This window comes from Streptomyces sp. SudanB5_2050, assembly GCF_964272335.1.
GTDB classification, from domain to species: domain Bacteria; phylum Actinomycetota; class Actinomycetes; order Streptomycetales; family Streptomycetaceae; genus Streptomyces; species Streptomyces rochei.
On the sequence record NZ_OZ186761.1, the window covers coordinates 57,937 to 81,783 of the forward strand.

Sequence of the window (23,847 nt, forward strand, 5' to 3'; positions counted from 1 at the left end):
GGCACGGCAGGTCAGCGGGGAGGTCCGAACCAGCGGGTGAGTGCCTCGGCGAGGCCGTCGGTGCCCGGGCCGGCCCAGGCCACGTGGCCGTCGGGGCGGACGAGGACACGGTCGGTGCTCTGCAGTGAACTGCCCGGCGAGGGCTGGGCGTCCAGTGCGGTGACGCGGTCCGCCCAGCCGTCGAGGACTGCCGGCGGCCGGCCGGGCCGTCCGGTCAGGTCCAGCAGGACGCCGCCGCCCGAGCGCACCAGCTGGGTGGTGGTGAGCAGGCGTCGGCGTGCCCGCACCTCGGTGCACGGCAGCCGGGCCCCGAGCAGCGGGTGGGCGGGGCCGCCGACGTCGTAGCGCACGTCCAGGCCGCTGATCATGCCGGCCAGGCGACGGCGTACGTCCTCCTGCCCGATCAACTCCGTCAGCAGGTCGCGCAGCGGCTCGACCTCCGGTCCGCCGAGCAGCAGCAGCGACTGGGCGCGGATGTTGGCCAGGACCTGCCGGCCGACCTCGTGGCGTTCGTCGTGGTAGCTGTCGAGGAGGGTCTGCGGTGCCTTGCCGCGTACCACCAGGGCCAGTTTCCAGCCCAGGTTGAAGGCGTCCTGCATGCCGAGGTTGAGGGCCTGGCCGCCGACCGGCATCTGCCGGTGGGCGGCGTCGCCCGCGAAGAGGACGCGGCCGTGCCGGTAGCGGGTCAGCTGGCGGGAGGCGTCGCCGAAGGCGTTGGCCCACAGGGGGGTGCCGCCGCTGATGTCCTCGCCGGTGACCCGCTTCCACACCGCGGTGATCTCCTCGAAGGAGGCGTCGCCGTGCGGGCGGGCCCGTGCGGCGGAGCCGAACTCGTGGACCATCACCCGGGTCACCCCGTCGGGGCGGCGGGCGGCGATCGCCAGGCCGTGCTCCAGGCGTTGGAAGCGCCGGGCCGGGATGTCGATGCCGGCGACGTCGGCGCGCAGCAGTTCCCGCGTCGCGTCCCTGCCGGGGAAGTCGGCGCCGATCAGGCGGCGTACGGTGCTCTCCTCGCCGTCGCAGGCGACCAGGTAGCGGCAGCGCAGCCGCAGCGTCCGTCCGTCCGGGCCGGCGGCTTCGGCCTCCACCAGGTCGCCGCTGTCGTCGAGCGCGGTCAGTTCGTGCTTGCACTGCAGTTCGGCGCCCAGTGACAGCGCCCACTCCCCCAGGATCACCTCGGTCCTGGTCTGCGGCACCTTCCACTGGCCGGGGTGGGAGGAGGGCAGCGTCAGATCCAGCGGGATGCCCCCGAAGTGGCCGCGCGGCTCGTTCGGCGGGTCGCCGAACTCGGGCAGCAGGCTCCGGCTGTCGAGGATCTCCATCGTGCGGGCGTGCAGGGTGGAGGCCCGGGACTCGGTGCTGGGAGCGCGTCGCTTCTCCACGACCACCACGCCGACGCCGCCGTGGGCCAGTTCCCCGGCGAGCATCATCCCGACGGGGCCGGCTCCGACGACGACGACGTCGGTGGTCAGGGCGTCCGCTGCCACGGTTCAGCCCTTCTTCTGCTCGGCGTAGGCCTTGGCGTGGGCGAGGGTGGCGCGGCTGTTGGTGGACAGGGCCGTGTGGACGTAGGCGCGGGCGTCGGCGACGGTGGCGTCCTGGCCGAGGATGCGGGCGATGTTGGCGGTGTTGAGGGTGACGGTGTGCTGGGAGGAGGCGGTGGTCGCCTCGTCGCCCTCGGTGAAGGTCCATTCGCCGGTGTGCAGGGTCATCAGCGCGGGCAGGGTGACCTGCTTGTAGGCGATCTTGTGGTGGGGGAAGACGACCCGGTAGGACTTGGTGGTGTGCACCGAGCCGTCCTTGGCGCGGGTGTCCATCTCCAGCTCCTGCAGCCCCGGGGTGTCCTCGCTCAGGCGCACCACGGCGACGTGCGGGAGCCGTTCGGCCCACAGCTGGGCCTCGTTGATGAAGTCGAAGACGTCCTTGGCGGCGCCGTCGATCTGCACGGTGTCGGTGAAGGAGAACGTCAGCTCCTCGGTGGCGGCGGCGTGCGCGGCCTCGACGTTGACCTTCAGGGCGGCCAGCTCGGAGGTGCTGTTCTTGTCCACGGCCTGCTCGATCCACAGCAGGTCGTGCGGGTCGTCGCCGATGGCGCTGTAGTCGTGCAGGAGCCGCACCCGCGACCGGTCGTCGGCGAGCGGTTCGATGATCCAGGTGCCGCCCATGTGCTTGACCGGGGCGGCGGGGATCTCCTGGCGGAAGGTGATGGTCAGGTTCTCGCGGTCGAGCGTGCGGTGCGAGGTCCACTCCTTGGCCTGGCCGTTGGCGGTCGCCCAGATGTGGATGCGTTCGTGGTCGCCGTCGGCCTCGGTGCGGTCCACGTGGATGGTGGGCGGGAAGATGCGCGGCCAGTTGGTCACGTCCGCGAGCAGCTGGTAGACGGCGTCGGCCGGTGCGCCGATCGTGATCTCGTGCTCGACCTCACGTGTGGTCATGAGGCTCACTCCTCGGGAAAGGGGTCGGGTGCCGGGTGCGTCAGAAGTTGCCGAGGCCGCCGCAGACGTTGAGGGCCTGCGAGGTGATGGACGCGGCGGTGTCGGAGGCCAGGTAGCCGACGAGGCCGGCGACCTCCTCGGGGGTGGAGTAGCGGCCCAGGGGGATCTTCGCCTGGAACTTCTCGAGGATGGCGTCCTCGGAGGTGTCGTAGGCGGCGGCGTATCCCTGGCGCACGCGCTGGGCCATCGGGGTCTCGACGTAGCCGGGGCAGACCGCGTTGACGGTGATGCCGGTGGGGGCCAGCTCGTTGCCCAGTGCCTTGGTGAAGCCGACGACGCCGTGCTTGGACGCCGAGTACGGGGCGCCCAGGACGACGCCCTGCTTGCCCGCGGTGGAGGCGACGTTGATGATCCGGCCGCGGTCCTTGGCGCGCAGGCCGCCGATGGTCAGGGCGGCGCGGGTGACGCGGAAGACGCTGTTGAGGTTGGTGTCGATCACGTCGTCCCACAGTTCGTCCGCGATGTCGGCGGTGGGGCCGCCGCCGGAGCGGCCGGCGTTGTTGACGACGACGTCGACGCTGCCGAAGCGGTCGACGGCGGCCTGGATCCAGGCGTTGACGGACTCGGTGTCGCGGACGTCGACGACCGTGCCGTCCGCGTCGATGCCCTCGCCCTGGAGTTCCTTGACGGTGGCGGCGACGTTCTCGGCGTTGCGGGCGCCGATGAAGACTTGGTGGCCCTGCCGGCCGAGGAGCCGGGCGGAGGCCAGGCCGATGCCGCTGGTGGCGCCGGTGACGACGGCGACGCGCTGGGTGGTGGTGTCGGTCATGGTGGGGCTCCTTCAGGCGGCCTTGGCGGGCGCGAGCTGCGCGTTGACGACCTCGATGAAGCTGCGCGGCGTGTTGGCCTCGCCGACGGCCTCCTCGTCCAGGGAGATGCCGTACTCGCGCTCGATGAGGCTGCCGGCCTCCAGCAGGGCGAGGGACTCGTAGCCGATCACCTCGAACTCGGTGTCGAGGATGTCGCCGTCCAGGTCCACGCCCTCGGCGACGCCCGCGGCCTCCCGCAGGGTGCGCTTGAGGTCGTCGAGGGTGAAGGACTTGCTGGCCATGGTGGGTCCTTTCGTCAGTACGTGGTGGCGGTTGCGGTGCGTCGGTCGGGCGGTGTGCGGGGGTCCTCAGGCGGCGCGCACGACCATGGCGGAGTTGAAGCCGCCGGCTCCCCGGGCCAGGACCAGGGCGGTGCGCAGCTCGGCCGGGCGGGGTTCGCCCAGGACCAGGTCGAGGGGGTAGTCGGCGCACGGGTCGATGTGCACGGTGGGCGGGATGACGCCGTCGCGCAGGGCGAGGAACGCGGCCGCCAGGTCCAGAGGCGCGCCGCCGGAGTACAGGCGCCCGGTCATGGTCTTGGGCACCGTCACCGGCACGCCCCGGTCGCCGAAGACCGTGCTGACGGCGCGGGCCTCGGCGAGGTCGCCGGCCGGGTCGCCGGCGCCGTCGGCGAAGACGACGTCGATGTCGGCGGCGTTCACGTCGGCGTCGGCCAGTGCCGTCTCGATGGCCTTGGCCAGGTTGGGTTCGCGTCCGCTGCCGGGCCGGGGGTCGATGGTGGCTCCGTAGCCGGCGATCTCGCCGTAGGGGCGGACGCCGCGGGCGCGTGCGGCGTCGGCGTCCTCGGCGATGAGGATCGCGCCGCCCTCTCCGGGGACGTAGCCGTTGGCGTCGCGGTCGAAGGGCAGGTAGGCGTGGTCGGGTTCGTCGCTGGTGGTGAGCCGGCCGCAGGCCAGCTGGGCCACCCAGCCCCAGGGGCAGATGGAGGCGTCGACGCCGCCGGTGACGATCAGCGGGGTGCCCCGGCGGATCTGCCGGCGGGCCTGCGCGACGGCGTCCAGGCCGCCCGCGCCTTCGCTGACGACGACGCCGGAGGGGCCCTTCATGCCGTTGCGGATGGAGATCTGGCCGCTGTTGACGGCGTAGAACCAGGCGAAGGACTGGTAGGCGGAGACATACTGGCTGCCCTGGCTCCACAGGGCCTGCAGTTCGCCCTGGCCGAACTCGAAGCCGCCCGCGGCGGAGGCCGTGATGACGCCCATGTCGAACTCGGGCAGGTGCGCGGGGTCGGCGCCGGCGTCCGCGAGTGCCCAGTCGGCGGCCACCAGGGCCAGCCGGGTGACGCGGTCGGTCTGCGGCAGCAGCCGGCTCGGCAGCAGTTCCTCGGCGTCGAAGTCCTCGATCTGCCCGGCCAGACGGGCCGGGTAGCCGGTGGGGTCGAAGCGGGTGATGCGGCCGATGCCGTGCTTGCCGCCCAGGGTGGCCGCCCAGTAGTCCTTCACCCCCATGCCGTTGGGTGAGACGACGCCCAGGCCGGTCACCACCACGGAGGCGGTCATACGAGGCTCCTTTCGGGGGTGGCGAGCACCATGGCGCTCTGGAAGCCGCCGAATCCGCTGCCGACCGTGAGGACCGCGTCGATCAGCTGGTCGCGGGCGACCAGGGGCACGTAGTCGAGGTCGCACTCGGGGTCGGGGGTGTGCAGGTTGGCGGTGGGCGGGACGACGTCGTACTCCATGGCGAGTGCCGAGGCGGCGATCTCGATGGAGCCGATCGCGCCGAGCGAGTGCCCGACCATCGACTTGATGGAGCTGACCGGGGTGCGGTAGGCGTGGTCGCCGAGGCTGCGCTTGAACGCGGCCGTCTCGTGCCGGTCGTTCTGCTTGGTGCCCGAGCCGTGGGCGTTGATGTAGTCGATGGACTGCGGGTTCAGCCGGGCCTCGCCCAGGGCCAGGTCGATCGCCTCGGCCATCTCCACGCCGTCGGGGCGCAGGCCCGTCATGTGGTAGGCGTTGGAGCGGGTGGCGTAGCCGGCGATCTCGGCGTAGATGTGGGCGCCGCGCTTGCGGGCGCTGTCGAGTTCCTCCAGGACGAAGAAGGCGGTTCCCTCGCCGAGGACGAATCCGTTGCGGGTCTTGTCGAACGGCCGGGAGGCGCACTCGGGTTCGTCGTGGCGCGGGGTGGTCGCCTTGATCGCGTCGAAGCAGGCCATGGTGATCGGTGAGATCGGCGCGTCGGAGGAGCCGGCGATCACGACGTCGGCCGATCCCTCGCGGACCAGTTCGACGGCGTAGCCGACGGAGTCGATGCCGGAGGTGCAGCCGGTGGAGACCACGGTGCTGGGGCCTTCGGCCCCCACCGCCCAGGCGACCTCGGCGGCGAAGGAGCTGGGCACCATGTAGTCGTACAGGTGCGGGACCGCGTAGGTGTGGTCGACCGTGTCCAGCCGTCCCCCGTCGCTGACCACCCGGTACTCCTGGTCCAGGCCCATCGTGGCGCCGACGGCGCTGCCGACGGTGACGCCCACGCGGTGCGGGTCCAGGGAGGGGATGTCGAGGCCGCTGTCGGCGACGGCGCCGCGTGAGGCGACGACGGCGAACTGCGCGGCCCGGTCCAGGCGGCGGACCTCCTGCGGGGTCAGGCCGTGCTCGTAGGGGTCGAAGTCCGCTTCGGCGGCCACCCGGGAGCGGAAGGGGGCGGGGTCGAAGAAGGTGATGCCCCGTGTCGCGGTGCGGCCGTTGCTCAGCAGGTTCCAGAAGTTCTCCCTGCCGACACCGCCGGGGGCGATCACCTCGATCCCGGTGATCACAACGCGTCGCCCGGTCAACGGGAGGCCTCCCAGCTGTAGAAGCGCGTGGCCATCGCGTCGGCCGGCGAGCGCCAGGTCGTGGGGTCGTAGGCCTCGATGAAGGGCTTGAGGTCCTCGCTGATCCGCACGAAGCGCGGGTCGGCCTTGGCGGCCTCGATCAGTTCACCGCCGTTGTCCTCGTCGAAGTCCTGGAGGTGGAAGTACAGGCCCCGGTAGGAGAAGAGCTGGCGGCGCCGTGTGCCCATGCGGTGCGGCATCTCGGTGGCGTCGAAGTCGGCGAACAACTGGGCCACGTCGTTGCTCGAGGTGGCCGCCATCCGGGCGACGATCAGCGTGCTGTGCATAGGGATTAGCTCCTCGGCGGTTGCGCGGAAGGGTTCTCGAAGCGGGCGGACCGGCCCGGCCCGGCGGCCCGGGGGGCTGCGGCGCCACCGCCTTCGACGGTGCGGCCTGGCGGTAGCGCCCCGCACGGGGCCTGCCTGAGTCCCGCCTGAGCCGAAGCGGCGGGTGCACACGAGCACGCCTTCGGGCCTGCGCCCCCGGGTGCCGGGGACGAGGTCCGAAGGCGTGCGGGTCCCGTGCGCCGTCCGGCGCGCCGGGCTCACTCGCCGGCAGAGCGCGTGTGCACGACCCGGTAGGTGTTGAGGTAGGGCTCGCCGGTGACGACGGCGCGGACGCGGGCCACGGCGGCCTTGCGGGCGTCGGCCTGCTCCTCGGGGGCCTGGTCGCGGTAGACCTCGAAGGCCTCCTTGCTGTCCCACTGGGAGTAGGAGATGACGAAGGATCCCTCCAGGCCGCGGGCGCGCAGGCCCTTGAGCACGACGTGGGCGCGGAAGCCGGGCACGTCGGCGAGGAAGGCCTGGCCGGGGCCGAGGGCGTCGACGGCCTCGTCCTGCCCCTCGGGGGTGACCGGGAAGAGGGTGAAGACGGTGTAGTCGTCGCGGTCCGGGCCGATCTCGATCTTGCCGCCGAGGGCGTCCGAGGTCAGCGTGTGGGCGACCTCGTTCTGCATCAGCCGGATCGAGGTGGTGATCTCGCCGAAGACCGGGAGCGTGCGGTGCTTGAACTCCTCGCCCGCGTAGCGCTTCTCGAGGTCCTCGCCGCTGCGCCACTGGATGAAGTTGAGGGTGCCGTAGCCGTCGACGCCCGAGTGGACGGTGGAGGACATCCAGCCCTCGTACGCGGCCGCGTTGACGATCTTCGTCATCTCCTCGATCAGCTTGGCCTGCTTCTCGGGAGTGTCCGTGGTGAACAGGTTCAGGACGGTGAGGTGCTTGTCCTCGGCGGAGATGATGGGCATGGGTCCTTCGCTTTCCTTGGTGGGTGCGGTGGGTGTCGCTGCGCGGCCCGCGACGGTCAGGCGGTGGGGCCGAACCAGCGGCCGAGGGCGGCGGTGAGACCGTCCGGCCCGGCGCCGAGGCCGGCGACCCAGGCGACGTAGCCGTCGGGGCGGACGAGGATGCCGTCCACGGGGGCCTCGCAGCCGTCGAACTCGGCCGCGACGAGGTCGACCCGGTCGGCCCAGCCGGCGGCCGCGGTGCGCAGGCCGTGGTCGCCCCCGAGTTCCAGGAGCACGGGGCGTGCGGTGCGCAGCAGCGCGTAGAACGGAGTCTTCTCACCGTCGACGACCAGTTCCCGGTCCGGCAGGCGCCGGCCGAGCAGGGGGTGGTCGCCTTCGCCGACGTCGTGCCGGATGTCCAGTCCGGTGACCATGCCGGCCAGGTGGCGCTGGACGGATTCGTGGGCGCCCATCAGCTCGGCGAGCACCTCGCGCATCGGCGTGATCTCGTCGCCGCCGAGGTAGAGGATGCGCTGGGCGAGGGTGTTGGTCAGGATGCGGGCCCCGACGGGGTGGCGCTCGGCGTGGTAGGTGTCGAGCAGCCCTTCGGGCGCCTGGCCCTTGATGTCGAGGGCGAGCTTCCAGCCGAGGTTCACGGCGTCCTGCACGCCCGCGCTCATGCCCTGCGCGCCGATCGGCAGGTGGATGTGCGCGGCGTCGCCGGCCAGGAAGACGCGGCCGTGGCGGTACCGGTCGGCCTGGCGGCTGACGTCCGTGGTGGAGCTGACCCACAGCGGGGTGGCGCCGCTGACGTCCTCGCCGGTCAGGCGCTGCCAGGTCTGGGCGACCTCGTCGAAGGTGATCGGGTCCGGGCTGGTGCGCAGCGGCTCGGAGCTGTCGAAGTAGATGACGCGGCAGCGGTCCGGGCCCATCGGGATGACCATGACCATGCCGCCGGCGACGCGCTCCCCGCTGAACCGGGGCCGCAGCGCCACTCCGGCCAGGTCGGCGAAGCGCAGCTCGATGGCCGGCTCGGTGCCGGGGAAGCCGATGCCCGCGAGCTTGCGCACGATGCTGCGGGCACCGTCGCAGCCCACCACGTGGCGGGCGCGCAGGGAGAAGGGGCCGTCGGCGCCCGCGGCGGTGACGGTCACCGAGGCGTCGGTCTGCTCGATGCCCGTGACCTCGCACCCGCGGCGGATGTCGGCGCCCAGCTCGCGCGCCCAGCCGCCCAGGACGCCCTCGGTGCGGGCCTGCGGGATGCCGCGCGCCCCGTACGAACCGCCCTCGATCACCCGGTAGTCGAGCGGGACGCCGCCGAAGTGGCCGACCGGGATGACTCCGACCTCGCCGAACCGGTCCATCAGCCCGCGCTGCGCGAATTCCTCGATGGTCCGCGCCGAGAAACCCAGGGCGCGGGATTCCTGAATCGGCTCGGAAAGTTTGTCGAGAACCACCACCGAGACTCCAGCGAGCCTCAATTCACCTGCGAGCATAAGACCGGTGGGACCGGCTCCCACGACAATGACATCTGAATCGTAGAATTCCATCTGCCCTCTTCTCACTGGTGTTCCATCAATAGTGCGAGGGCTTACGAGGGCTGTAAATAGGCGTTGTTACAGGTCTTGTGCAGTCAATGCCAGAAAAACGTCTGGTACGTCAGAGCTTCGACAAGCGGTCTTGCCGCGGGCGCGTCGGGTGACGGCATTCTCTGGCATGACCTCTAGTCTGACGACCGATCAATCCGCATCCGTGTCCGCCGCCGGGTCGAGCGCACAGGTCGCCGGTCTGCTGCACCGGTATCTGGTCTCGCTCGACGACGAGCGGCTCGACGACGCCTGGACCGCCGGCCTGTTCACCGAGGACGCGGTCGTCGCGTTCCCGGTCAGCCGGCACGAGGGCGCCGACGGCATGGCCGAGTACCACCGGTCGGCGCTGTCGGCGTTCGCGGCCACCCAGCACCTCGGTTCTCCGGCCGTGGTCGACGTGGACGGGGACCGGGCCGTGTTCCGGGCGAACCTGATCTCCACCCATGTGCACCACCCGCGCCACACGCCTCCCGAGGGGGACCTGCCCCCGCTCTTCGCGACGGGTACGTTCGTGAACGGCGAGGCGCGCCGCACCGCGCGGGGCTGGCGGCTGAGCCTGCTGGCCTTCCGGCTGCTGTGGGCGGACGGCTCCCCTCCCCCGGCCCGGTGACCCCGAGCCGCGGTGCGGTGACCGCGGCTGCAGGGGGGTGACCCCGAGCCGCGGTGCGGCGGCGCCGGCCGCGGTGGGGTGACCGCGGCCGTGGTGCGGCGGCGCCAGGACGTCCGGCGGCGCCGCGCCGCGGTACACGCGCGTGCCGCCCCGGACGCGGTCCGGGGCGGCGGGGGCGGTGGGGGGTGATGGGGGCGGTGGTGGGTGGTGGGGGTGGTGGTGCGGAGCCGGCGCAGGCGTTCAGGCGTTCAGGCGTTCAGGCGTTCAGGCTGAGGACGCGGTCGACCGCGATCTCGATGACCACCCGGTCGGACGGGGTCGGCGGGGCGGACCAGTACCGCTTGGCGTACAGCCGTGCTCCGAGCGCCACCCGTTCGGGGTCGGTCACGACCGTGCCGGTCCCCTCCAGCGTGACCCAGCGGAAGCCGTCCACCTGGCAGAGCGCCACCGGGGCGCCGGGCGTGGCCAGCAGGTTGCGGGCCTTGCGGGAGGAGCGCACCGTCATCACCCGCGCGAGCTGGGCGTCCGCGTCCCAGGTGAAGCGCACGGGGGCCACGTGCGGTGTGCCGTCCGGCCGCATCGTCGTGAACGCGGCGACGAGCGCCGTACCGGTCAGGAACGCCTGGACGGAGTCGGGCACCGTCACGGCGTCCGGGCGCGGCATCGACGGCATGGGCGGGTCCTCGCTTCCAGAGGGTGTCGCGTGCGTGGGCGCTTCCCGTGCTCCGGGCGGCTGTCGCGCGGGCGTCGGGGGCGGCCGTGGGTCCGGGGCCAGCTTGCCGGGGGCCGCTCGACCCTCGCTGGACCCGGCTCCCCGCCCGGCCCGCCGCCCGCCTCCGCCGTACGCCGTGCGGCATGCGTCGTGCGCTGTGCGCCCGTGGGTCGTGCGTCGTTTCGGGTGTCCGGGCTAGTCGATGCTGCGGACGATGACGCGTCCGTCCTCGTCCTCGCGCTCCTCCGCGCCCGCCAGCCGCAGGGGCGGCGGGCCGCCGTGGACCGCCCTGGCGCATCGGGCCGTGTCACCCTCGTGCCGTTCGTCGTCGCCTTCGTGCATGGGCACCTCCTCGGTGATCGGTCGGCCCAGAGTGTCAAGGGTGGCTCGCGGCCCGGTCGACGGCCGCCCCGGAGGAAGTGGAGCGCGGCCGGAGCCAGGACCCGGCCGGTCGCGGCCTCGAGGGCCGCGGCGCGATGCGCGGCAGTGCCTCACCGGCGAGCACGTCCAGCACGGCCCCGTTGGTGGTGGCCTCGTCGGTGCCGGGCAGATGCCGCAGCAGCCGGGCGCAGTGCCCGGCCAGCAGACGGGCGTCGGCGTCGGAGATCCGGTTGCGGTCGTGGTCGACGCAGAAGGTGAGGCGGCCGTCGCCGCCGGGACGGACCAGCAGGGCGACGGGCAGGTCGGGGCAGGCGCCGTGCACCGGTTCCGGCTCCAGCGCGATGCCGGCGCCGGCGAGTTCGTTCCTCAGGTTGCCCGGCGGGCGCGGAAGGCTGTCCACCGAGACCACGCTCTGCAGCAGTTCCCCGTCGGGGCAGCGGCCCGTCCAGCGGTGGATCCGGCGGGTGGAGACCCATTCGTAGGCGGCCATGTCCAGCGCCCGGTCCCGCAGGGCCGTCAGCAGCCGCCCGACCGTCTCGCCGGGGTCCACGCGGACCACCATCGGCAGGCAGTTGCGCAGCGGCCCGGGCAGACGCTCGGCGCAGTCCAGGGTGATGCCGCGGCCGGAGACGGTGACGCCGAAGCCCACCGTCGCGGCCCCGCCGGGCCCGGCCGCGCGGTACAGCAGCAGCGCCCAGACCGTCTCCAGGGCGCTGGAGTCGGGTACGGCGCGCAGGGCGGCCCAGCGGTGGAGCCGTTCGGCCTCGGCGGGGCTCAGCCGTACCTCGGTCCTGCCCCGGCCCCGCTGCCGGGTGCGCGGGCCGGGCCGGGCGGGCAGCACGGCGACCGGCCCGTCGGGCACGGCGCCCCGCCAGAAGTCCCGGGCTCCAGCGGGGTCCTGCCGCTGGAGCCAGCCCACCCAGTCGCGCAGGTCGGGGCGGCGTTCGCCGCCGGGCAGCTCGCCGCCGGCGAGGTAGGCCCGGCACAGCTCCTGCATCAGCAGGCACACGCTCCACGCGTCCAGCAGCGCGTGGTGGAAGGTGAGGACCACCCGGGTCACCGGCCCGGCACCGGCCGGGTCGTCGGTGCGCTCCACGAGGGTGACGCGCAGCGGGCAGGGGCGGCTGGGGTCGAGGCCGCGCCGGCGGTCCCGCTCCAGCAGCCGGTCCCATCCGGCGCTGCCCGCACGGTGGCGCACGACGTCGCCGTGGGCGTGCTCGTGCAGGACCAGGTGCGGCCGGGGCCCGGGGGCCAGGGCGGCCCGCAGCACGCTCTCGCGGTCGACGACCGACTGCCAGGCCGCGGTGAACCGCTCGGTGTCCAGCGGGCCGTGCCAGCGCCAGACGAGCTGCTCGACGTGGCGCCCGGCGCCACGGCGCCCGCCGAAGTCGCCCAGCAGGTCGAGGTGGGGCCACAGGGCCGGTACGCCCGGCGGACGGACCGTGCCGGGGCCCCGCAGGGCACGCGGGCGGCTGTGCCACGCCATGGGACGCCCTCCTCGTCGCTGCCTCCTCCCGCACGGGCCGGCCGTGCGCACGGTTCTCGGGGAGCGGCGGGCCCCTTGAGGGGGCGCGGTACTCCCCCGGCATCGTGGCACCGGTGGCTGCCATGGGCCTGACGGCCCGCTGACGCTGCTCGCGACCGGGCGGAGAAACGCTTCTGCAGCGGTGGGGCCGTACCGGAACGCCCGCTACTGCTGTCCCGTGTCCGTCATCGCCGACAGGAACCCCTGGTCCAGCATGGTCCCCACGGAGGTGTCCCCGGCGGTGCTCAGTCCGGCGTTGTGGCAGGCCACGCTGAGCAGGAAGCGGTCCATGACGGGGTAGGTGGCGAAGCCCCACTCGTCGCGGGTGACCCGGCTGCCGTCGGGTGCGCTCAGCCGGCCCTGCCGGAAGCCGAACTCCTTGAAGCCGAACCGCAGTCCCTGCCCGAGGGCCTTGCTGTAGGCCTCCTTCAGGGTCCACAGGCGCAGTGCGTGGGCGGTCCGCTCGCCTTCGGGCAGCTCGGCCAGCTCCCGGGCCTCGGCCGGTGTGAAGACCTGCGTCTCGAGCAGGTCCAGCCGTACGGGCCGCTCGGCCGGTTCCACGTCCACCCCGATCCGGCCGATGCGGCTCAGGCCGACGGCCATGACATCCCCGGTGTGGCTCAGGCTCAGTTCGATCTGGTCGAAGCCGCGCAGGTAGGGCCGGCCGCCCAGCCGGTAGGCCAAATCCAGGTACTCGGGCGGGACGGCCAGGGCGGCGGCCGCCGTGTACTTGATCAGCATGCGGGAGGCGGCGAACCGGTAGCGCACCGCGGCGTCGCGGGTACGCCGGTAGCGCTGCCAGTCGTCGCCGAGCAGTTCCCGCAGCCGCGGGGTGGTCAGCACGCTGGGCAGCCATTCGCTCCACGTCGTGCAGACCAGTGCGTTGCCGTGCCGGAAGAGGTCCTCGCGCACCGCGGGCCAGGGGCCGTGGGGCCGCGGCACGTGAAGGGGCGCGGCACATGTGACCCGCTCCATCGTCGTCTCCCTGCGTGTGGTTCTCGCCGGCCCGCTCCCCCGTTGGGGGGCGGGCCGAGGTGGGGGGCGTCTTCCCGTGCCGTCTCGGTCAGCCGGCCAGTGGGGTGTCGTACAGGTCGAGACTGCGGCCCTGCCGGCAGCGTCCCAGCGCCTCGGCCAGGACCGCCTGTTCCGCGTCCGCCGGTGTCTCGGGTACGGCGATGCCGAGTCTGCGGCCGATGCGGCTGAGGACGAGCACCGCCCAGGCCGGGTCGGCGAGGAAGCCGTCACCGTCCGCCTGTCCCTCCCAGACCCCGAGGCAGGCGGCGGCGCACAGCAGCAGGGCGTAGCGGTCGGCCAGGGCGCAGGCCAGCGGGTCGAACACGGTGCTCCCGGCGGCCGGCAGGGCCGCGCAGCGCGCGCGCAGCACCCGCAGCTCCTCCACCAGGGCGCGGGCCAGCGCGGCGAGGGCGGCGTGCAGTGGTTGTGTTCCCGTCCGTGCGGCCAGCCGTTCGGCGGCCCCGATCAGGGTGGCCGTGAGCGGGTCGTCGGTCCCGGAGTGCGTCAGCTTGCGGTGGTCGAGCGGTGGCAGTGGCGCGCCCGGCAGGAACAGTGCGGCGCTCGGCTCGGCGGTCCGGAACCACGCCGTGCGTGCCAGGGCCGGCAGCTGGGGTACGAGCACCGCCTGGCAGACGGCCGTTCCCGAGTGGCCGAGTCCGGCCACGGGCAGGTCGCGGGCGAGTTTCTGGAAGCCGCCGTACAGCGGGCCGCGGTCGTAGCCGCGGGCGCCGAGCACGGCGGCGAGTTCTTCCAGGTCCTCGCGCAGCAGGTCCGGCATGGTGTATTTGACCGCCGCCGCGAGCAGATGGGCGTGCTGGGGTACGAGGCTGAGCGCCCGCAGTCCCGTGACGGCCATGGCGTCGCAGGCGAGCAGGTCCGCGAAGACCCCGCTGAGTGCCTTGTGCCAGCGGCGGGCGGGCCGCCCGTCGGGCCGGTTCTCGGTGGCGGCGCGCACCGCGAGCCGCAGGACGCTGTCCACGCCCGCGAGCACCGTGCCCGGGATGAGGCAGTGGCTGATCTGGAAGCTGCGCAGGGCCAGGGTGACGCCCTCGCCGAGCGAGCCGACCAGGGCGCTGTCGGGCAGTCGTACGTCGGCCAGGCGCAGTCCGTGGAAGCGTGCCCCGCGCATGCCGGGCATCTCCACCCGCGCCAGCCGGCGCACTTCTCCGGAGGCGGGTGGTCCGGGCAGCAGGAGCACCGAGTGGCTGGCGGAGCCGGAGCCGGCGGAGGTGCGGGCGTAGACGACGAAGGTGTCGGTGCGGTCGGCGTTCATGACGGCGTCCTTGCTCCCGTTGAGCAGGAAGCCGCCGCCCGCAGGGCGTTGTGCGCGGACCTCGCGGCGCAGGATGGCGTTGGCGTGTGCCACCTCCCGGTGCACGATCGCGACCCGGCCTCCGCCGAGCAGGACGTCCGCGAGGGCCGCGCGCTGGTGGGTGTCGCCCGCGGTCCACACCGAGGACGCGGCGAACAGCGAGGTGATGCCGAAGCCGTAGCCGAGGGCCAGGTCGCGGCGGAAGAGCGGGCGCAGCACGCGGGCCAGCTCTTCGAGGTCCCTCAGGCGTCCGCCGAGGTCGTGGGGGACGAACTCGGCGGACAGGCCGTGCTCGGTCAGGAGCGCCTCGGTGGCGTGTGGTGCCTCGCGGGTGTCGTCGGCCCGGACCAGGGCGAGGTGTCCGTGCGGGTTGGCCGGGTCGAAGGGGTCGCCGAGCGCGGCCTCCAGCCGGGCGGCGCGCTCGGGTTCGGGTGCGCGGGTGATGTGTTGGGATTCGGGGGTGGTGTGTTCGGGTGCGGGTGCGGGTGCGGGTGTGGTGTGTTCGGGTTCGGGTGTGGGGGTGGTGCTGCGCGGGTCGGGGGTCTGCCCCGTCGGCCCGGCGGCCGTGTCGAGGGCGGCGGTCACAGGACCCGCACCGCGTCGGAGGCGTGGCGCACGGCGTGCTCCAGCAGGCGGCGGCCGGCCCGGCCGACCTCGTCGCACGCCCGCCGGGCGGCGTCCTGGTCCAGTGCGGCGTCGTCGTTGAGCAGCACGTCGTGCCGCACGGTGACGTCGAGGCCGGCTCCGGGCTGGGGCTCGATGGTCCACTCGCCGGTGTACGCGGCCAGCGGTCCGGATGTGCGGGTGTGTTTGTGCACGAGGCGGCCGGCGGCGGGGAAGCTGATGCGCACCGCCTCGCCGCCGGTGGCCGACCGGCCGTCCAGGGCGAGGACCTGGATGCCGGGGGTGTCCTCCTGCACCGTCAGGGGGCGGGTGCCGGCGAGGTCGTCGGGCCAGTCGCCGGCCCGGTAGAGGAAGTCGAAGACCAGCTCGGCGGGCACGTTGACCCGGACGGTGTCCTCGAAGGACATCACGAGGTCGTCCAGCCGGGTCCAGCGCTCGGCGAGCCAGGCCAGGCGCTGGAGCTGGGCGCGGCTGTTGGCGCGGGTGACCCGCTCGGTCCAGGCCGCGTCGGCCGGAGCGTCGCCGACGACGGTGAAGGCGTGTTCCAGGGTCACCCGGGAGCTGTCGCCCAGGGGCTCGACGGTCCACAGGCCGGTCATCGTCTCGACCGGGGCGGAGGGCCGTTCCTGGCGGAACTCCACCTGCCGCTGTCCGACGTCCAGGCGGCGGTGGGAGACCCAGGAGCTGATCCGGTCGCCCGCCACGGCCCACATGCGCAGCCGTTCCCGTGTCCCGTCGAAGTCCAGTTGTTCCACGTGGACGCTGGGAGGGAAGAACAGCGGCCACACGGTGGCGTCCGCGATCAGGCCGTAGAGCACTCCGCTCGGGGCCGGGGCCGTCATCTCACAGGCAGTACGGTGCACTCGCGCATCCGGCATCGTCCACACCCTCCGTCGTCCAAGGCGTCGCCGCCGGGCCGGTCCCCGCTGGGCCGCACGCGTGCCGGGTCCACCGGGGCGGGCCGGTGCGGCCGGGCCCGTCGTACTGCGGCTTTTCTCGACCCTGTCCGGAACCGCTAGGGATGTGCCGGTAGCGCGCTCGTGTCGCGCTGGAGCGGCGCCCGGGGGCACGCGCTCCAGCGGGAACCGTCGGGTCCTCGAGCCCGGTGACCGACGGTGGCCTGCGGCCCCAGAAGCGATCCGGGAGGTGGCAGGGATGAGACGCTTCCGCCCGCGCCGATGCGTCCGTGGCCTGTGGGAGGGTCTGGTCGCCTACGGGCGGCTCTGCCTGGCCGGCGAGACGGACCGGTACGACCACCCTCCGCGCCCGCGCATCCGGTGGCACCGGCCGCCGCCGGGACACCCGGAACGGGTGCGCGACGACATGCCTCTGACCGACCTGGAGCGGCGCCTGGCCCGCGAACTGACCGACGAGGACCACGACGTCCGCTAGGCGGGGACGCCACCACGCGTGCCGCGGGCGGGACGGCGGAACGCCGGGCAACCGGGAGAGACGGACGGCCGAAAGGCCAGGAGCCGGAAGGCCGGGCAGCCAGGAGACCGGGAAGGCCGGGGAGCCAGGAGGGCCAAGAGCCCAGGAGCCCGGGAGGCCGGAAGGCCGGAAGGCCGGAAGGCCAGGAGACCGGAAGGCCGGAAGGCCAGGAGGGCCAAGAGCCCAGGAGCCCGGGAGGCCGGAAGGCCGGAAGGCCGGAAGGCCAGGAGACCGGAAGGCCGGAAGGCCAGGAGGGCCAGGAGGCCGGGGAGTCGGCGCCGGGGGTGTTTCCCTTTGCGCGGCCCGCGGGGCCGCGGGCCGTTCCTGGCCGCCCGTGTGTTCCGCTCCGTCTCGCTAGGGGCGGTCCGTCACTCCGTCTGAGGGGCCCGGAGCACCGCGGCGGAGTTGAAGCCGCCCCGTCCGCGGGCCAGCACCAGCGCCACCCGTAGCCGGGGCAGTTCCCGTGGGGCCCCGGTGACCAGGTCCAGCGGGCAGTCGTCGGCGACGCGTCCGGTTCCGGTGGTCGGGGGTACGACCTTCTCGCGCAGGGCGAGCAGCGCGGCTGCCACGTCCAGGGCCGAGCCGCCCGCGCCCAGCCGCCCGGTCATCGTCTTCGGCACGGTGACCGGTACTCCGTAGGGTCCGAACAGCGCGCACAGCGCCTGGCTCTCGACGAGGTCGGCGCGCCGCTCGGCGGCGCCGTCGGCGAAGACCACGTCCACGTGTTCGGGGGCCAGGCCGGCGTCGGCCAGGGCGAGTTCCGCGGCCTGGCGCAGTGTAGGGCGGTCGGGTCCGTCGAAGGTGGCGGCGCAGCCGGCGATGACGCCGTAGCCGGTGGCGCCCCGGCGGGCGGCGGCCCGGGCGTCCTCCAGGACGAGCAGGGCGCCGCCCTCGCCGACCGCGTGGCCGTCGGCCGTGGCCGCGAAGGGCCGGTAGGCCCGGGCGGGTTCGGTGGCCGGGCTGAGCCGGCCGTCCGCCAGGTGCGCGGCCCAGCCCCATGCGCACAGTGTGGAGTCGATCCCGCCGGTGACCATGAGGCATGCCCCGTCGCGGATCCGCCGCCGGGCGCGGGCGAGTGCGTCGATGCCGCCGGCCTGTTCGCTGACGACGGTCGAGCCGTGGCCGCGCAGTCGGTGCCGGATGGAGATCTGTGCGGGGGCTGCCGCGTGGAAGGACGCGAAGGACTGGTAGGCGCTGACGTGCTGGGCGCCTTTGCTCCACAGTGCGGCCAGTCCCCGTTCGCCGAATTCGGCGCCGCCCGCGGAGCTGGCGGTGATCACGCCGGCGCCGTATGCGGGCAGGTCGGCCGGGCTCACGTTAGCGTCGCGCAGGGCTTCTTCGGCCGCGACCAGGGCGATGCGGGTGCCGCGGTCGGTGGAGGGCAGCAGTCTGCTGGGGATGTGGTCCTCGTCGACGAAGCCGGGGATCTCGCCGGCGATGCGTACGGGGTAGCCGGAGGCGTCGAAGCGGGTGATGGGGCCCAGTCCGGTGCGCCCGCACAGCACGGCGTCCCACCAGGCTCTGGTGCCCAGGCCGTTGGGTGCGGCGACTCCGATGCCGGTGACCAGGGTCTGGCGGGGGCCTCCGGCGCCGGCGGGTCGGGCCGGTTCGGGGGCCTGGGTCGCCTTGGTCATGCGGCCTCCTTGAGCCGTGGCCGGGTGAGGACGGCGGCCGTGTGGAAGCCGCCGAAGCCGCTGGCGACGGTGAGGACGGTGCTGGTGCGCTGTTCCCGGGCGAACAGGGGGGTGTAGTCGAGGTCGCAGGTGGGGTCGGGTTCGTGGAGGTTGGCGGTGGGCGGGACGGTGTCGTGCCGGATGGCCAGGGCGCTGGCGGCCAGGTCCAGGGCGCCGGCGGCGCCCAGGGCGTGCCCGATCATCGACTTGATGGAGCTGACGGGCACGCGGTGGGCGCTGCCGCCCAGGCTTTCCTTGAGGGCGTGTGTCTCGTGCCGGTCGTTGTGCCGGGTTCCCGCGCCGTGGGCGCTGATGTAGTCGACGTCGGCGGGGTTCAGCCGTGCCTGGTCGAGGGCGGCGCGGATGGCGTCGGCCATCTCCAGTGCCCCGGGGCGCAGTCCCGTCATGTGGTGGGCGCTGCTGTGGGCGGCGATGGCGGACAGTTCCGCGTAGGGGCGGGCGCCGCGGCGGCGGGCGTGTTCGAGTTCTTCCAGGACCAGGACGGCGGCGCCCTCGCCGAGCACGAATCCGTCGCGGGTGCGGTCGAAGGGGCGGCTGGCGGTGGCGGGGTCGTCGTTGCGGGAGCTGGTGAGGCGCAGGCGGTCGAAGCAGGCCATGGCGATGGGCACGATGGGTGCTTCCGTTCCGCCGGCGACGACGATGTCGGCGCTGCCTTCCCGGATCAGGTCGGCGCCGTGGCCGACGGCGTCCAGGCCGGAGGTGCAGCCGCTGGAGACGAGGGCGACGGGGCCCTGTGCGCCCCGGTCGCGGGCGACGGTGGCGGCCAGGGAGCTGGGGACGAAGTAGTCGTAGAGGGATTCGGCGGCCTCGGTGTGGTCGAGGGTCCAGGTGGTGCCGCAGTCGCTGAGGATGGCGTACTGGGTGGCCAGGCTCGTGGTGCAGCCGATGGCGCTGCCCAGGCTGACGCCGGTGCGCAGGGGGTTGCGGCCGATGCGGTCCGCGACGCCGCTGTCGGCGACGGCTTCGCGTGCGGCGACCAGCGCGAACTGTGCCGCGCGGTCCAGGCGTTCGGTGTCGGCGAGGTCGAATCCGTGGGCGGCGGGGGTGAAGTCGACCTCGGCGGCGACGCGGGAGCGGTAGCCGCAGGCGTCGAAGAGGGTGACGCGGCGGGTGGCGGTGCGGCCGACGGTGAGCAGGTCCCAGAAGCCGGCGGTGCCCACCGCGCCGGGGGCGACGACGCCGATCCCGGTGATCACGACGCGGTTCACCGGCCGCCTCCCGTGGGCAGCGCGGTCACGTGGCCGCGGCAGGCCCGGCCGACGTGCTGGGCCAGGCTCGAGGAGCTTGCGAAGAAGTGTCCCCCGGCGACGGTGTGCAGTTCGATCAGGTTGGTGGTCCACTGCTGCCAGTGGCGCAGGGCGGCGGGTGCGGCGAGCGGGTCGTCGCGGCCCGCGAAGACCAGGACGGGCACGTCCAGCGGCCCTCCGGTGACCGGGTCCAGGGCGGCGTTGCGCAGCGATCGGGCCAGGCGCAGGTCGTCGCGCAGGACGGGCAGGAAGGTGCGCCGCCACAGTCCGCCGGGGGAGGCGGAGGCGCCCGGCGGCAGGGAGCCGATCTCGTCGAGCAGCGGCAGCAGGTCCTCGTCGGGCAGGTCCGCCGCGTCCGCCAGGACGGTGGTGGTGTGCGGGGGCGGGCAGGCGCCGACGGCCAGGAACAGCGGGGGCAGGCCGGAGTCGGCCAGGGCCCGGGTGAGCGTGTAGCCGACGAGGGCTCCCATGCTGTGTCCGTAGAGCGCGTAGGGGCCGCGGCGTGCCGTCTGAAGCAGGGTCGGCAGGAAGTCGGCGAGCAGGCCGGCGCGTTCGGTCAGGCGTGGTTCGCGGCGGCGGCTGTCGCGGCCCGGGAGCGGCAGGGCGGCCACGTCGATGCCGGGTCCGACCGCCGCGGACCAGCCGCGGTAGCTCGCCACGCCCGCTCCGGCGTGGGCGAGGCAGGTGAGTGTGATCCGTGCGGTGCCCGCCTCACGGTCCCTGGAGCGGGAAGCCATGCGTCGCCCTCCTTGTGAACGGTCCGGTCCGGCCCCATCCGGGCGGGCGCCGCCGGCGTGGCGCGTGCCACGCGGTGCCGTCCCGGCGCCGGTCCGGGGGGTGGGTGCCCCTGGGCACCGAGCGTCGCCCGCGCGGCTCGTGCGGCGCTCAACCCCGCGGCGAGGCGGGCGGCGGCCCCGGCCGGCGGCCGCGGCGGCCGCCGCCCCTGCGGGGGCCGGCGTGCCGGGTCCGGCCGGGCGGCGAGGGCACCGGCGCCTCATGCTGCGTACAGGTCGAACGTGGAGGTGCGCCGGGGGCCCGCCACGATGTCCAGGCGCGGGTCGACGGCGAGCATCGCCTGGTGCAGCCGCTGCAGTTGCGGGGAGGGTTCGACGCCGAGTTCGTCGATGAGCCGCTGGCGGAGCCTGCGGTAGACGTCGAGGGCGGCGGCCTGCCTGCCGGAGCGGTAGAGCGCCACCATGGCCTGGGAGTGCAGCCCTTCGTGCTGGGGGTGGCGGGCGATCAGGTCGGTGAGTTCGGCGATGAGTTCGACGTGCCGGCCCAGCCGCAGGTCGGCGTCGATGCGGCGCTCGCGGGCCACCAGCCGGCTCTGCTCCAGGCGCATCGCCTCGATCTCCAGGACGGGCCCGACCCGCACGTCGACCAGGGCGGGGCCGTCCCACAGGTCGAGCGCCCGGCGCAGCACCGTGGCCGCCCGCTCGTCCTCGCCGTCCTCGTAGGCCTGTCGTCCTTCGGTCACGAGCCGCTCGTAGGTGAACGCGTCGACCGCCTCGGCGGGTATCTGCAGCAGGTACCCGCCGTAGCGGGTGGCCAGGACGTCCTTGGCCGAGCCCGGCACGTCGGGGCCCATGGCCGTGCCCAGCAGGCGGCGCAGCTGGAGGATGTACGTCTGCAGCGTGGTCATCGAACTCTGCGGCAGGTCGGTGCCCCAGATCTCCTCCATGAGGGTGGGCACCGGCACCACCCGGCCGGGGTACAGGGCGAGCAGCGCCAGGATCTGCCGGGGCTTGCCCGCACTGGGGACGACCGAGATTCCCTCGAATTCGGCGTTCAACGCACCCAGGACTTTTATTTCCATAATTCCCTCCGCAATGTTTCGGGGCGACTGGTTCTGAGCCGTTGACGGAGCTACTTGATACTGCCTCCTTGCGCCTGTCCGCGTCATTCCCGCCACTCCGCGGCAAGAGGAACCGGACGGTTCTCTGATCGGCGCGCGAGGGCGGCTCTAGTTATTCTTGACCCGTCCCTGGAAGACAGGAGGCTGCGGCTTTGTCCGGGCTGTCTCCGGGTTACCGCTCACGGGTGGTGATTTTGCGCCCGGTACGGTCGGGGGCGTATTCGTTTCGGTTGTTTTTCCGGCCACGGCGAGAGCCGCGGCGAGGGCCGCGGTGACGGCGCCGGGCGGCGCGTGCGGGGGCCGGGGAGCGGTGCCGGCCGTCCGGGGACGGTCGTGGCCGGCCGTCCGGCAGCGGAGGATGCCCTGTCCCGGCCGGTGACGGAGGGTCCCCTGTCCTGGCCGGCGGTACCGGGTTTCCTGTCCTGGCCGGCGGCGGCGGGCGTGTGTCACCGGCTGTCCGGGCGGGGCGGGCTTTTCGGTCGCGGTGTCCTGTCCTTTTCGGGCGGGCCGGGGCCGCGGGGGCTGAAGAACTCTCGAGGAATCGCCCACGCCGGTACGGGGCCGGCTGGAGAATAGCGTGCCGGAAACCATGGGCGGCTAGAGTCCGTGCGGAAGGAAGTGCACCTGCTATTCGTGAGGGAATACCGGGGCCGTGATCCGGGCCGGCGGATGCGGAATCGGGTGCTTCCCGGGCAAGGGCGAGATGGAGTTCCGGATTCTTGGTTCCGTGCAGATCCACGACGAGCGTTTCGGCGTACGGATCGTTCCCGCGGGTGCGAAGCAGCGTGCGCTGCTGGGCGCGCTGCTGGTGAGGGCCGGGCAGGCGGTGCCCGCCGAGTGCCTCGTGGAGGAGCTGTGGGGCGGGCACCCTCCGGTCAACGCCGCCAACGCGCTGCAGGCCCATGTGGCCCGGCTGCGGCGGCTGCTGCCGGCCCCGGGCCCGGGCGGGCCGCGCCACGTGTGGCTGCGGACCTCCCCGCTGGGCTACACCCTGAGCCTGGGGCCGGCGGCGACGGACGCGCAGCGCTTCCACCGTCTGGTGGGCCAGGGGCGCGAGCTGGCCGCCACCGCCCCGGGCCGGGCGGTGGAGGTGCTGCGCGAGGGTCTGGCGCTGTGGCGCGGGCCCGCTCTGCAGGGCAGCGGCCAGGGGCCCATCTGTTCGGCCGAGGCGGCGCTGCTGGAGGAGAGCCGGCTGCGTGCCCTGGAGGTGCTCTACGACGTCTGTCTGCGGGCGGACCGCTGTGCGGAGATCACCGGTGAGCTGGAGGAGCTGGTCGCCGTGCACCCGCTGCGTGAGCGGTTCCACGAGCAGCTGATGACGGCGCTGCACCGCTGCGGCCGCCGGGCCGAGGCGCTGAGCACCTACGACAGGGCGCGCCGGCGGCTGGCCCGTGATCTGGGTATCGGGCCGGGCCAGGTGCTCAGCCGTCGCAGGGAAGCGATTCTGCGCTCCTGTGAGCCGGCGGCGGACTCCGCCGACCGGGCGGGGGCCGGGACGGCCGGGCAGGGCGGGGACGAACTCGGGGTGCTCCGGGAGGAGCTGGTGCGGCTGCGCGGCCACGTGGAGCTGCTGCGCCGGCAGCAGCGGGAGCTGTCCGAGCAGGTCGCCCGGCTCACGGCACACCATCCGTGCGGCCCGTGAGGAACGGCGGCCGGGTCAGCGGGTGACGAGGCGGCCGCTGCCGCCGGCGGCGGCGGGCGTCTCGGGGCGGGCCATGAGGATGGAGCGCTGCAGGCGGCTGAGCGCGGCGGAGGGTTCCAGGCCCAGTTCGTGCACGAGTGTGCTGCGCAGCCGCTGGTAGACGTTGAGGGCCTCACCGCGCCGGCCCGAGCGGTGCAGGGCCAGCATGAACTGGCCGTGCAGGCTCTCGTGCATGCGGTACTGGTTGACCAGGACCGTCAGTTCCGACAGCAGTTCCCGGTGGCGTCCGAGCCGCAGGTCGGCCTCGATGCGCTGGTCGAGCGCGCACAGCCGGGCCTCCTCCAGCCGCTTGACCTCCGTGTCGATGCGCAGGCCGGCCTGGATGTCGGTCAGGGCCTGCCCGTTCCACAGCGCGAGCGCGTCGGCCAGCCGGCGGGCCGCGCCGGCGTAGTCCTCGGCGTCCATGGCCCGGTAGCCGAGGCCGGCGCGCTGGTCGAACTCGCGGTAGTCGACGTGGCCGCCGCGTGTCTGCAGGCGGTAGCCGCCGGGAACCGTGGCGAGGATGTCCTTGGCGGTGCAGCGTTCGTCGGGGCCGTGGGCCAGCGCCTGGGCCATCAGCTCGCGCAGCTGCAGGACGTAGGTCTGCAGGGTGGTCCGCGCGCTGCGCGGCGGGTTCTCCCCCCACAGTTCGTCGACGAGCGCGGCCACCGGGACCACCTGGTCGGCGTTGAGCGCGAGCAGGGCCAGGACCTGGCGCGGCTTGGGCGCGGTCGGCACGACCGACACCCCGTGCTCGCGCACCGACAGCGCACCCAGCACTTCGATGTCCACGTTTCCCCCATGTTTTCAAGGCCGCAG

General features: G+C 73.7%; 23 protein-coding genes. 3 read left to right on the forward strand and 20 right to left on the reverse strand.

Going from position 1 to position 23,847, the window contains the following annotated elements:
- Positions 1-11 precede the first annotated feature (11 nt).
- The 9 genes from ACFZP7_RS34795 to ACFZP7_RS34835 all read right to left on the reverse strand — a co-directional run bounded on the left by ACFZP7_RS34795 (position 12) and on the right by ACFZP7_RS34835 (position 8,903).
- Positions 12-1,487, reverse strand: coding sequence for an FAD-dependent monooxygenase (locus ACFZP7_RS34795; protein ID WP_385638684.1), 1,476 nt, complete (start codon positions 1,485-1,487; stop codon positions 12-14).
- A 3-nt stretch (positions 1,488-1,490) separates the two neighbouring features.
- Positions 1,491-2,435, reverse strand: coding sequence for an aromatase/cyclase (locus tag ACFZP7_RS34800; RefSeq protein WP_125538235.1), 945 nt, complete (start codon positions 2,433-2,435; stop codon positions 1,491-1,493).
- A 40-nt stretch (positions 2,436-2,475) separates the two neighbouring features.
- The gene (gene fabG / locus ACFZP7_RS34805; protein ID WP_030970829.1) at positions 2,476-3,264 is read right to left on the reverse strand and encodes a 3-oxoacyl-ACP reductase FabG; all 789 of its coding nucleotides are present in this window, start codon (positions 3,262-3,264) and stop codon (positions 2,476-2,478) included.
- A 12-nt stretch (positions 3,265-3,276) separates the two neighbouring features.
- The gene (locus ACFZP7_RS34810; protein ID WP_019330942.1) at positions 3,277-3,546 is read right to left on the reverse strand and encodes an acyl carrier protein; all 270 of its coding nucleotides are present in this window, start codon (positions 3,544-3,546) and stop codon (positions 3,277-3,279) included.
- Between the two features lie 66 nt (positions 3,547-3,612).
- Entirely contained in the window at positions 3,613-4,824 is a 1,212-nt protein-coding gene (locus tag ACFZP7_RS34815) for a ketosynthase chain-length factor (RefSeq protein ID WP_030970827.1), read from the reverse strand.
- Positions 4,821-6,092: a beta-ketoacyl synthase gene (locus ACFZP7_RS34820; protein WP_127441718.1), complete on the reverse strand. Its 1,272-nt coding sequence runs from the start codon at positions 6,090-6,092 to the stop codon at positions 4,821-4,823. Before ACFZP7_RS34820 ends, ACFZP7_RS34815 begins: the two co-directional genes overlap by 4 nt.
- The gene (locus ACFZP7_RS34825) at positions 6,089-6,418 is read right to left on the reverse strand and encodes a TcmI family type II polyketide cyclase (protein ID WP_019330945.1); all 330 of its coding nucleotides are present in this window, start codon (positions 6,416-6,418) and stop codon (positions 6,089-6,091) included. Before ACFZP7_RS34825 ends, ACFZP7_RS34820 begins: the two co-directional genes overlap by 4 nt.
- A gap of 257 nt (positions 6,419-6,675) precedes the next feature.
- Positions 6,676-7,374 (reverse strand): antibiotic biosynthesis monooxygenase, encoded by a 699-nt coding sequence (locus ACFZP7_RS34830; RefSeq protein ID WP_019330946.1) that lies wholly within the window; start codon positions 7,372-7,374, stop codon positions 6,676-6,678.
- A 56-nt stretch (positions 7,375-7,430) separates the two neighbouring features.
- A complete protein-coding gene (locus ACFZP7_RS34835) occupies positions 7,431-8,903 on the reverse strand; it encodes an FAD-dependent monooxygenase (RefSeq protein WP_029394635.1) in 1,473 nt (490 codons plus the stop codon).
- Between the two features lie 166 nt (positions 8,904-9,069).
- On the opposite strand from ACFZP7_RS34835, the gene ACFZP7_RS34840 reads away from it, so the two are divergent.
- The gene (locus tag ACFZP7_RS34840) at positions 9,070-9,552 is read left to right on the forward strand and encodes a nuclear transport factor 2 family protein (protein WP_217684962.1); all 483 of its coding nucleotides are present in this window, start codon (positions 9,070-9,072) and stop codon (positions 9,550-9,552) included.
- A gap of 256 nt (positions 9,553-9,808) precedes the next feature.
- Here the strand turns inward: ACFZP7_RS34840 and ACFZP7_RS34845 are convergent, their stop codons facing one another.
- The 6 genes from ACFZP7_RS34845 to ACFZP7_RS34870 all read right to left on the reverse strand — a co-directional run bounded on the left by ACFZP7_RS34845 (position 9,809) and on the right by ACFZP7_RS34870 (position 15,962).
- Positions 9,809-10,225, reverse strand: a complete 417-nt coding sequence (locus tag ACFZP7_RS34845; protein WP_030970823.1) for a pyridoxamine 5'-phosphate oxidase family protein — start codon at positions 10,223-10,225, stop codon at positions 9,809-9,811.
- Between the two features lie 234 nt (positions 10,226-10,459).
- Positions 10,460-10,606 carry a hypothetical protein gene (locus ACFZP7_RS34850; protein WP_019330950.1) on the reverse strand — a complete coding sequence of 49 codons (147 nt, stop codon included), beginning with the start codon at positions 10,604-10,606 and terminating at the stop codon, positions 10,460-10,462.
- A 34-nt stretch (positions 10,607-10,640) separates the two neighbouring features.
- Complete coding sequence (locus ACFZP7_RS34855; protein ID WP_385638688.1) at positions 10,641-12,131, reverse strand: condensation domain-containing protein; 1,491 nt, start codon at positions 12,129-12,131, stop codon at positions 10,641-10,643.
- Between the two features lie 204 nt (positions 12,132-12,335).
- Positions 12,336-13,145, reverse strand: coding sequence for a 4'-phosphopantetheinyl transferase superfamily protein (locus tag ACFZP7_RS34860; protein ID WP_029394636.1), 810 nt, complete (start codon positions 13,143-13,145; stop codon positions 12,336-12,338).
- Positions 13,146-13,233: 88 nt separating this feature from the next.
- On the reverse strand, positions 13,234-15,081 hold the full coding sequence (locus ACFZP7_RS34865; protein WP_385638691.1) for an acyl-CoA dehydrogenase: 1,848 nt from the start codon (positions 15,079-15,081) through the stop codon (positions 13,234-13,236).
- Positions 15,078-15,962, reverse strand: a complete 885-nt coding sequence (locus ACFZP7_RS34870) for an SRPBCC family protein (RefSeq protein ID WP_385638694.1) — start codon at positions 15,960-15,962, stop codon at positions 15,078-15,080. The genes ACFZP7_RS34865 and ACFZP7_RS34870 overlap by 4 nt, the downstream gene beginning before the upstream one ends.
- Positions 15,963-16,275: 313 nt before the next feature.
- Between ACFZP7_RS34870 and ACFZP7_RS34875 the strand changes: the two genes are divergently transcribed.
- Positions 16,276-16,512, forward strand: coding sequence for a DUF6059 family protein (locus tag ACFZP7_RS34875; RefSeq protein ID WP_046249269.1), 237 nt, complete (start codon positions 16,276-16,278; stop codon positions 16,510-16,512).
- Between the two features lie 407 nt (positions 16,513-16,919).
- On the opposite strand, the gene ACFZP7_RS34880 is transcribed toward ACFZP7_RS34875, so the two are convergent.
- The 4 genes from ACFZP7_RS34880 to ACFZP7_RS34895 all read right to left on the reverse strand — a co-directional run bounded on the left by ACFZP7_RS34880 (position 16,920) and on the right by ACFZP7_RS34895 (position 21,308).
- Positions 16,920-18,185, reverse strand: coding sequence for a beta-ketoacyl synthase N-terminal-like domain-containing protein (locus ACFZP7_RS34880; protein WP_385633381.1), 1,266 nt, complete (start codon positions 18,183-18,185; stop codon positions 16,920-16,922).
- On the reverse strand, positions 18,182-19,453 hold the full coding sequence (locus ACFZP7_RS34885) for a beta-ketoacyl-[acyl-carrier-protein] synthase family protein (RefSeq protein ID WP_385633383.1): 1,272 nt from the start codon (positions 19,451-19,453) through the stop codon (positions 18,182-18,184). The genes ACFZP7_RS34880 and ACFZP7_RS34885 overlap by 4 nt, the downstream gene beginning before the upstream one ends.
- Positions 19,450-20,229, reverse strand: coding sequence for a thioesterase II family protein (locus ACFZP7_RS34890; RefSeq protein WP_019330961.1), 780 nt, complete (start codon positions 20,227-20,229; stop codon positions 19,450-19,452). The genes ACFZP7_RS34885 and ACFZP7_RS34890 overlap by 4 nt, the downstream gene beginning before the upstream one ends.
- 257 nt (positions 20,230-20,486) lie before the next feature.
- Positions 20,487-21,308 (reverse strand): AfsR/SARP family transcriptional regulator, encoded by an 822-nt coding sequence (locus ACFZP7_RS34895; protein ID WP_031022570.1) that lies wholly within the window; start codon positions 21,306-21,308, stop codon positions 20,487-20,489.
- Between the two features lie 766 nt (positions 21,309-22,074).
- On the opposite strand from ACFZP7_RS34895, the gene ACFZP7_RS34900 reads away from it, so the two are divergent.
- Entirely contained in the window at positions 22,075-22,989 is a 915-nt protein-coding gene (locus ACFZP7_RS34900; protein WP_308123184.1) for an AfsR/SARP family transcriptional regulator, read from the forward strand.
- 15 nt (positions 22,990-23,004) lie between these two features.
- Here ACFZP7_RS34900 and ACFZP7_RS34905 read toward each other — a convergent pair whose 3' ends face one another.
- Positions 23,005-23,820: an AfsR/SARP family transcriptional regulator gene (locus tag ACFZP7_RS34905; RefSeq protein WP_031022565.1), complete on the reverse strand. Its 816-nt coding sequence runs from the start codon at positions 23,818-23,820 to the stop codon at positions 23,005-23,007.
- Between the last annotated feature and the right edge of the window lie 27 nt (positions 23,821-23,847).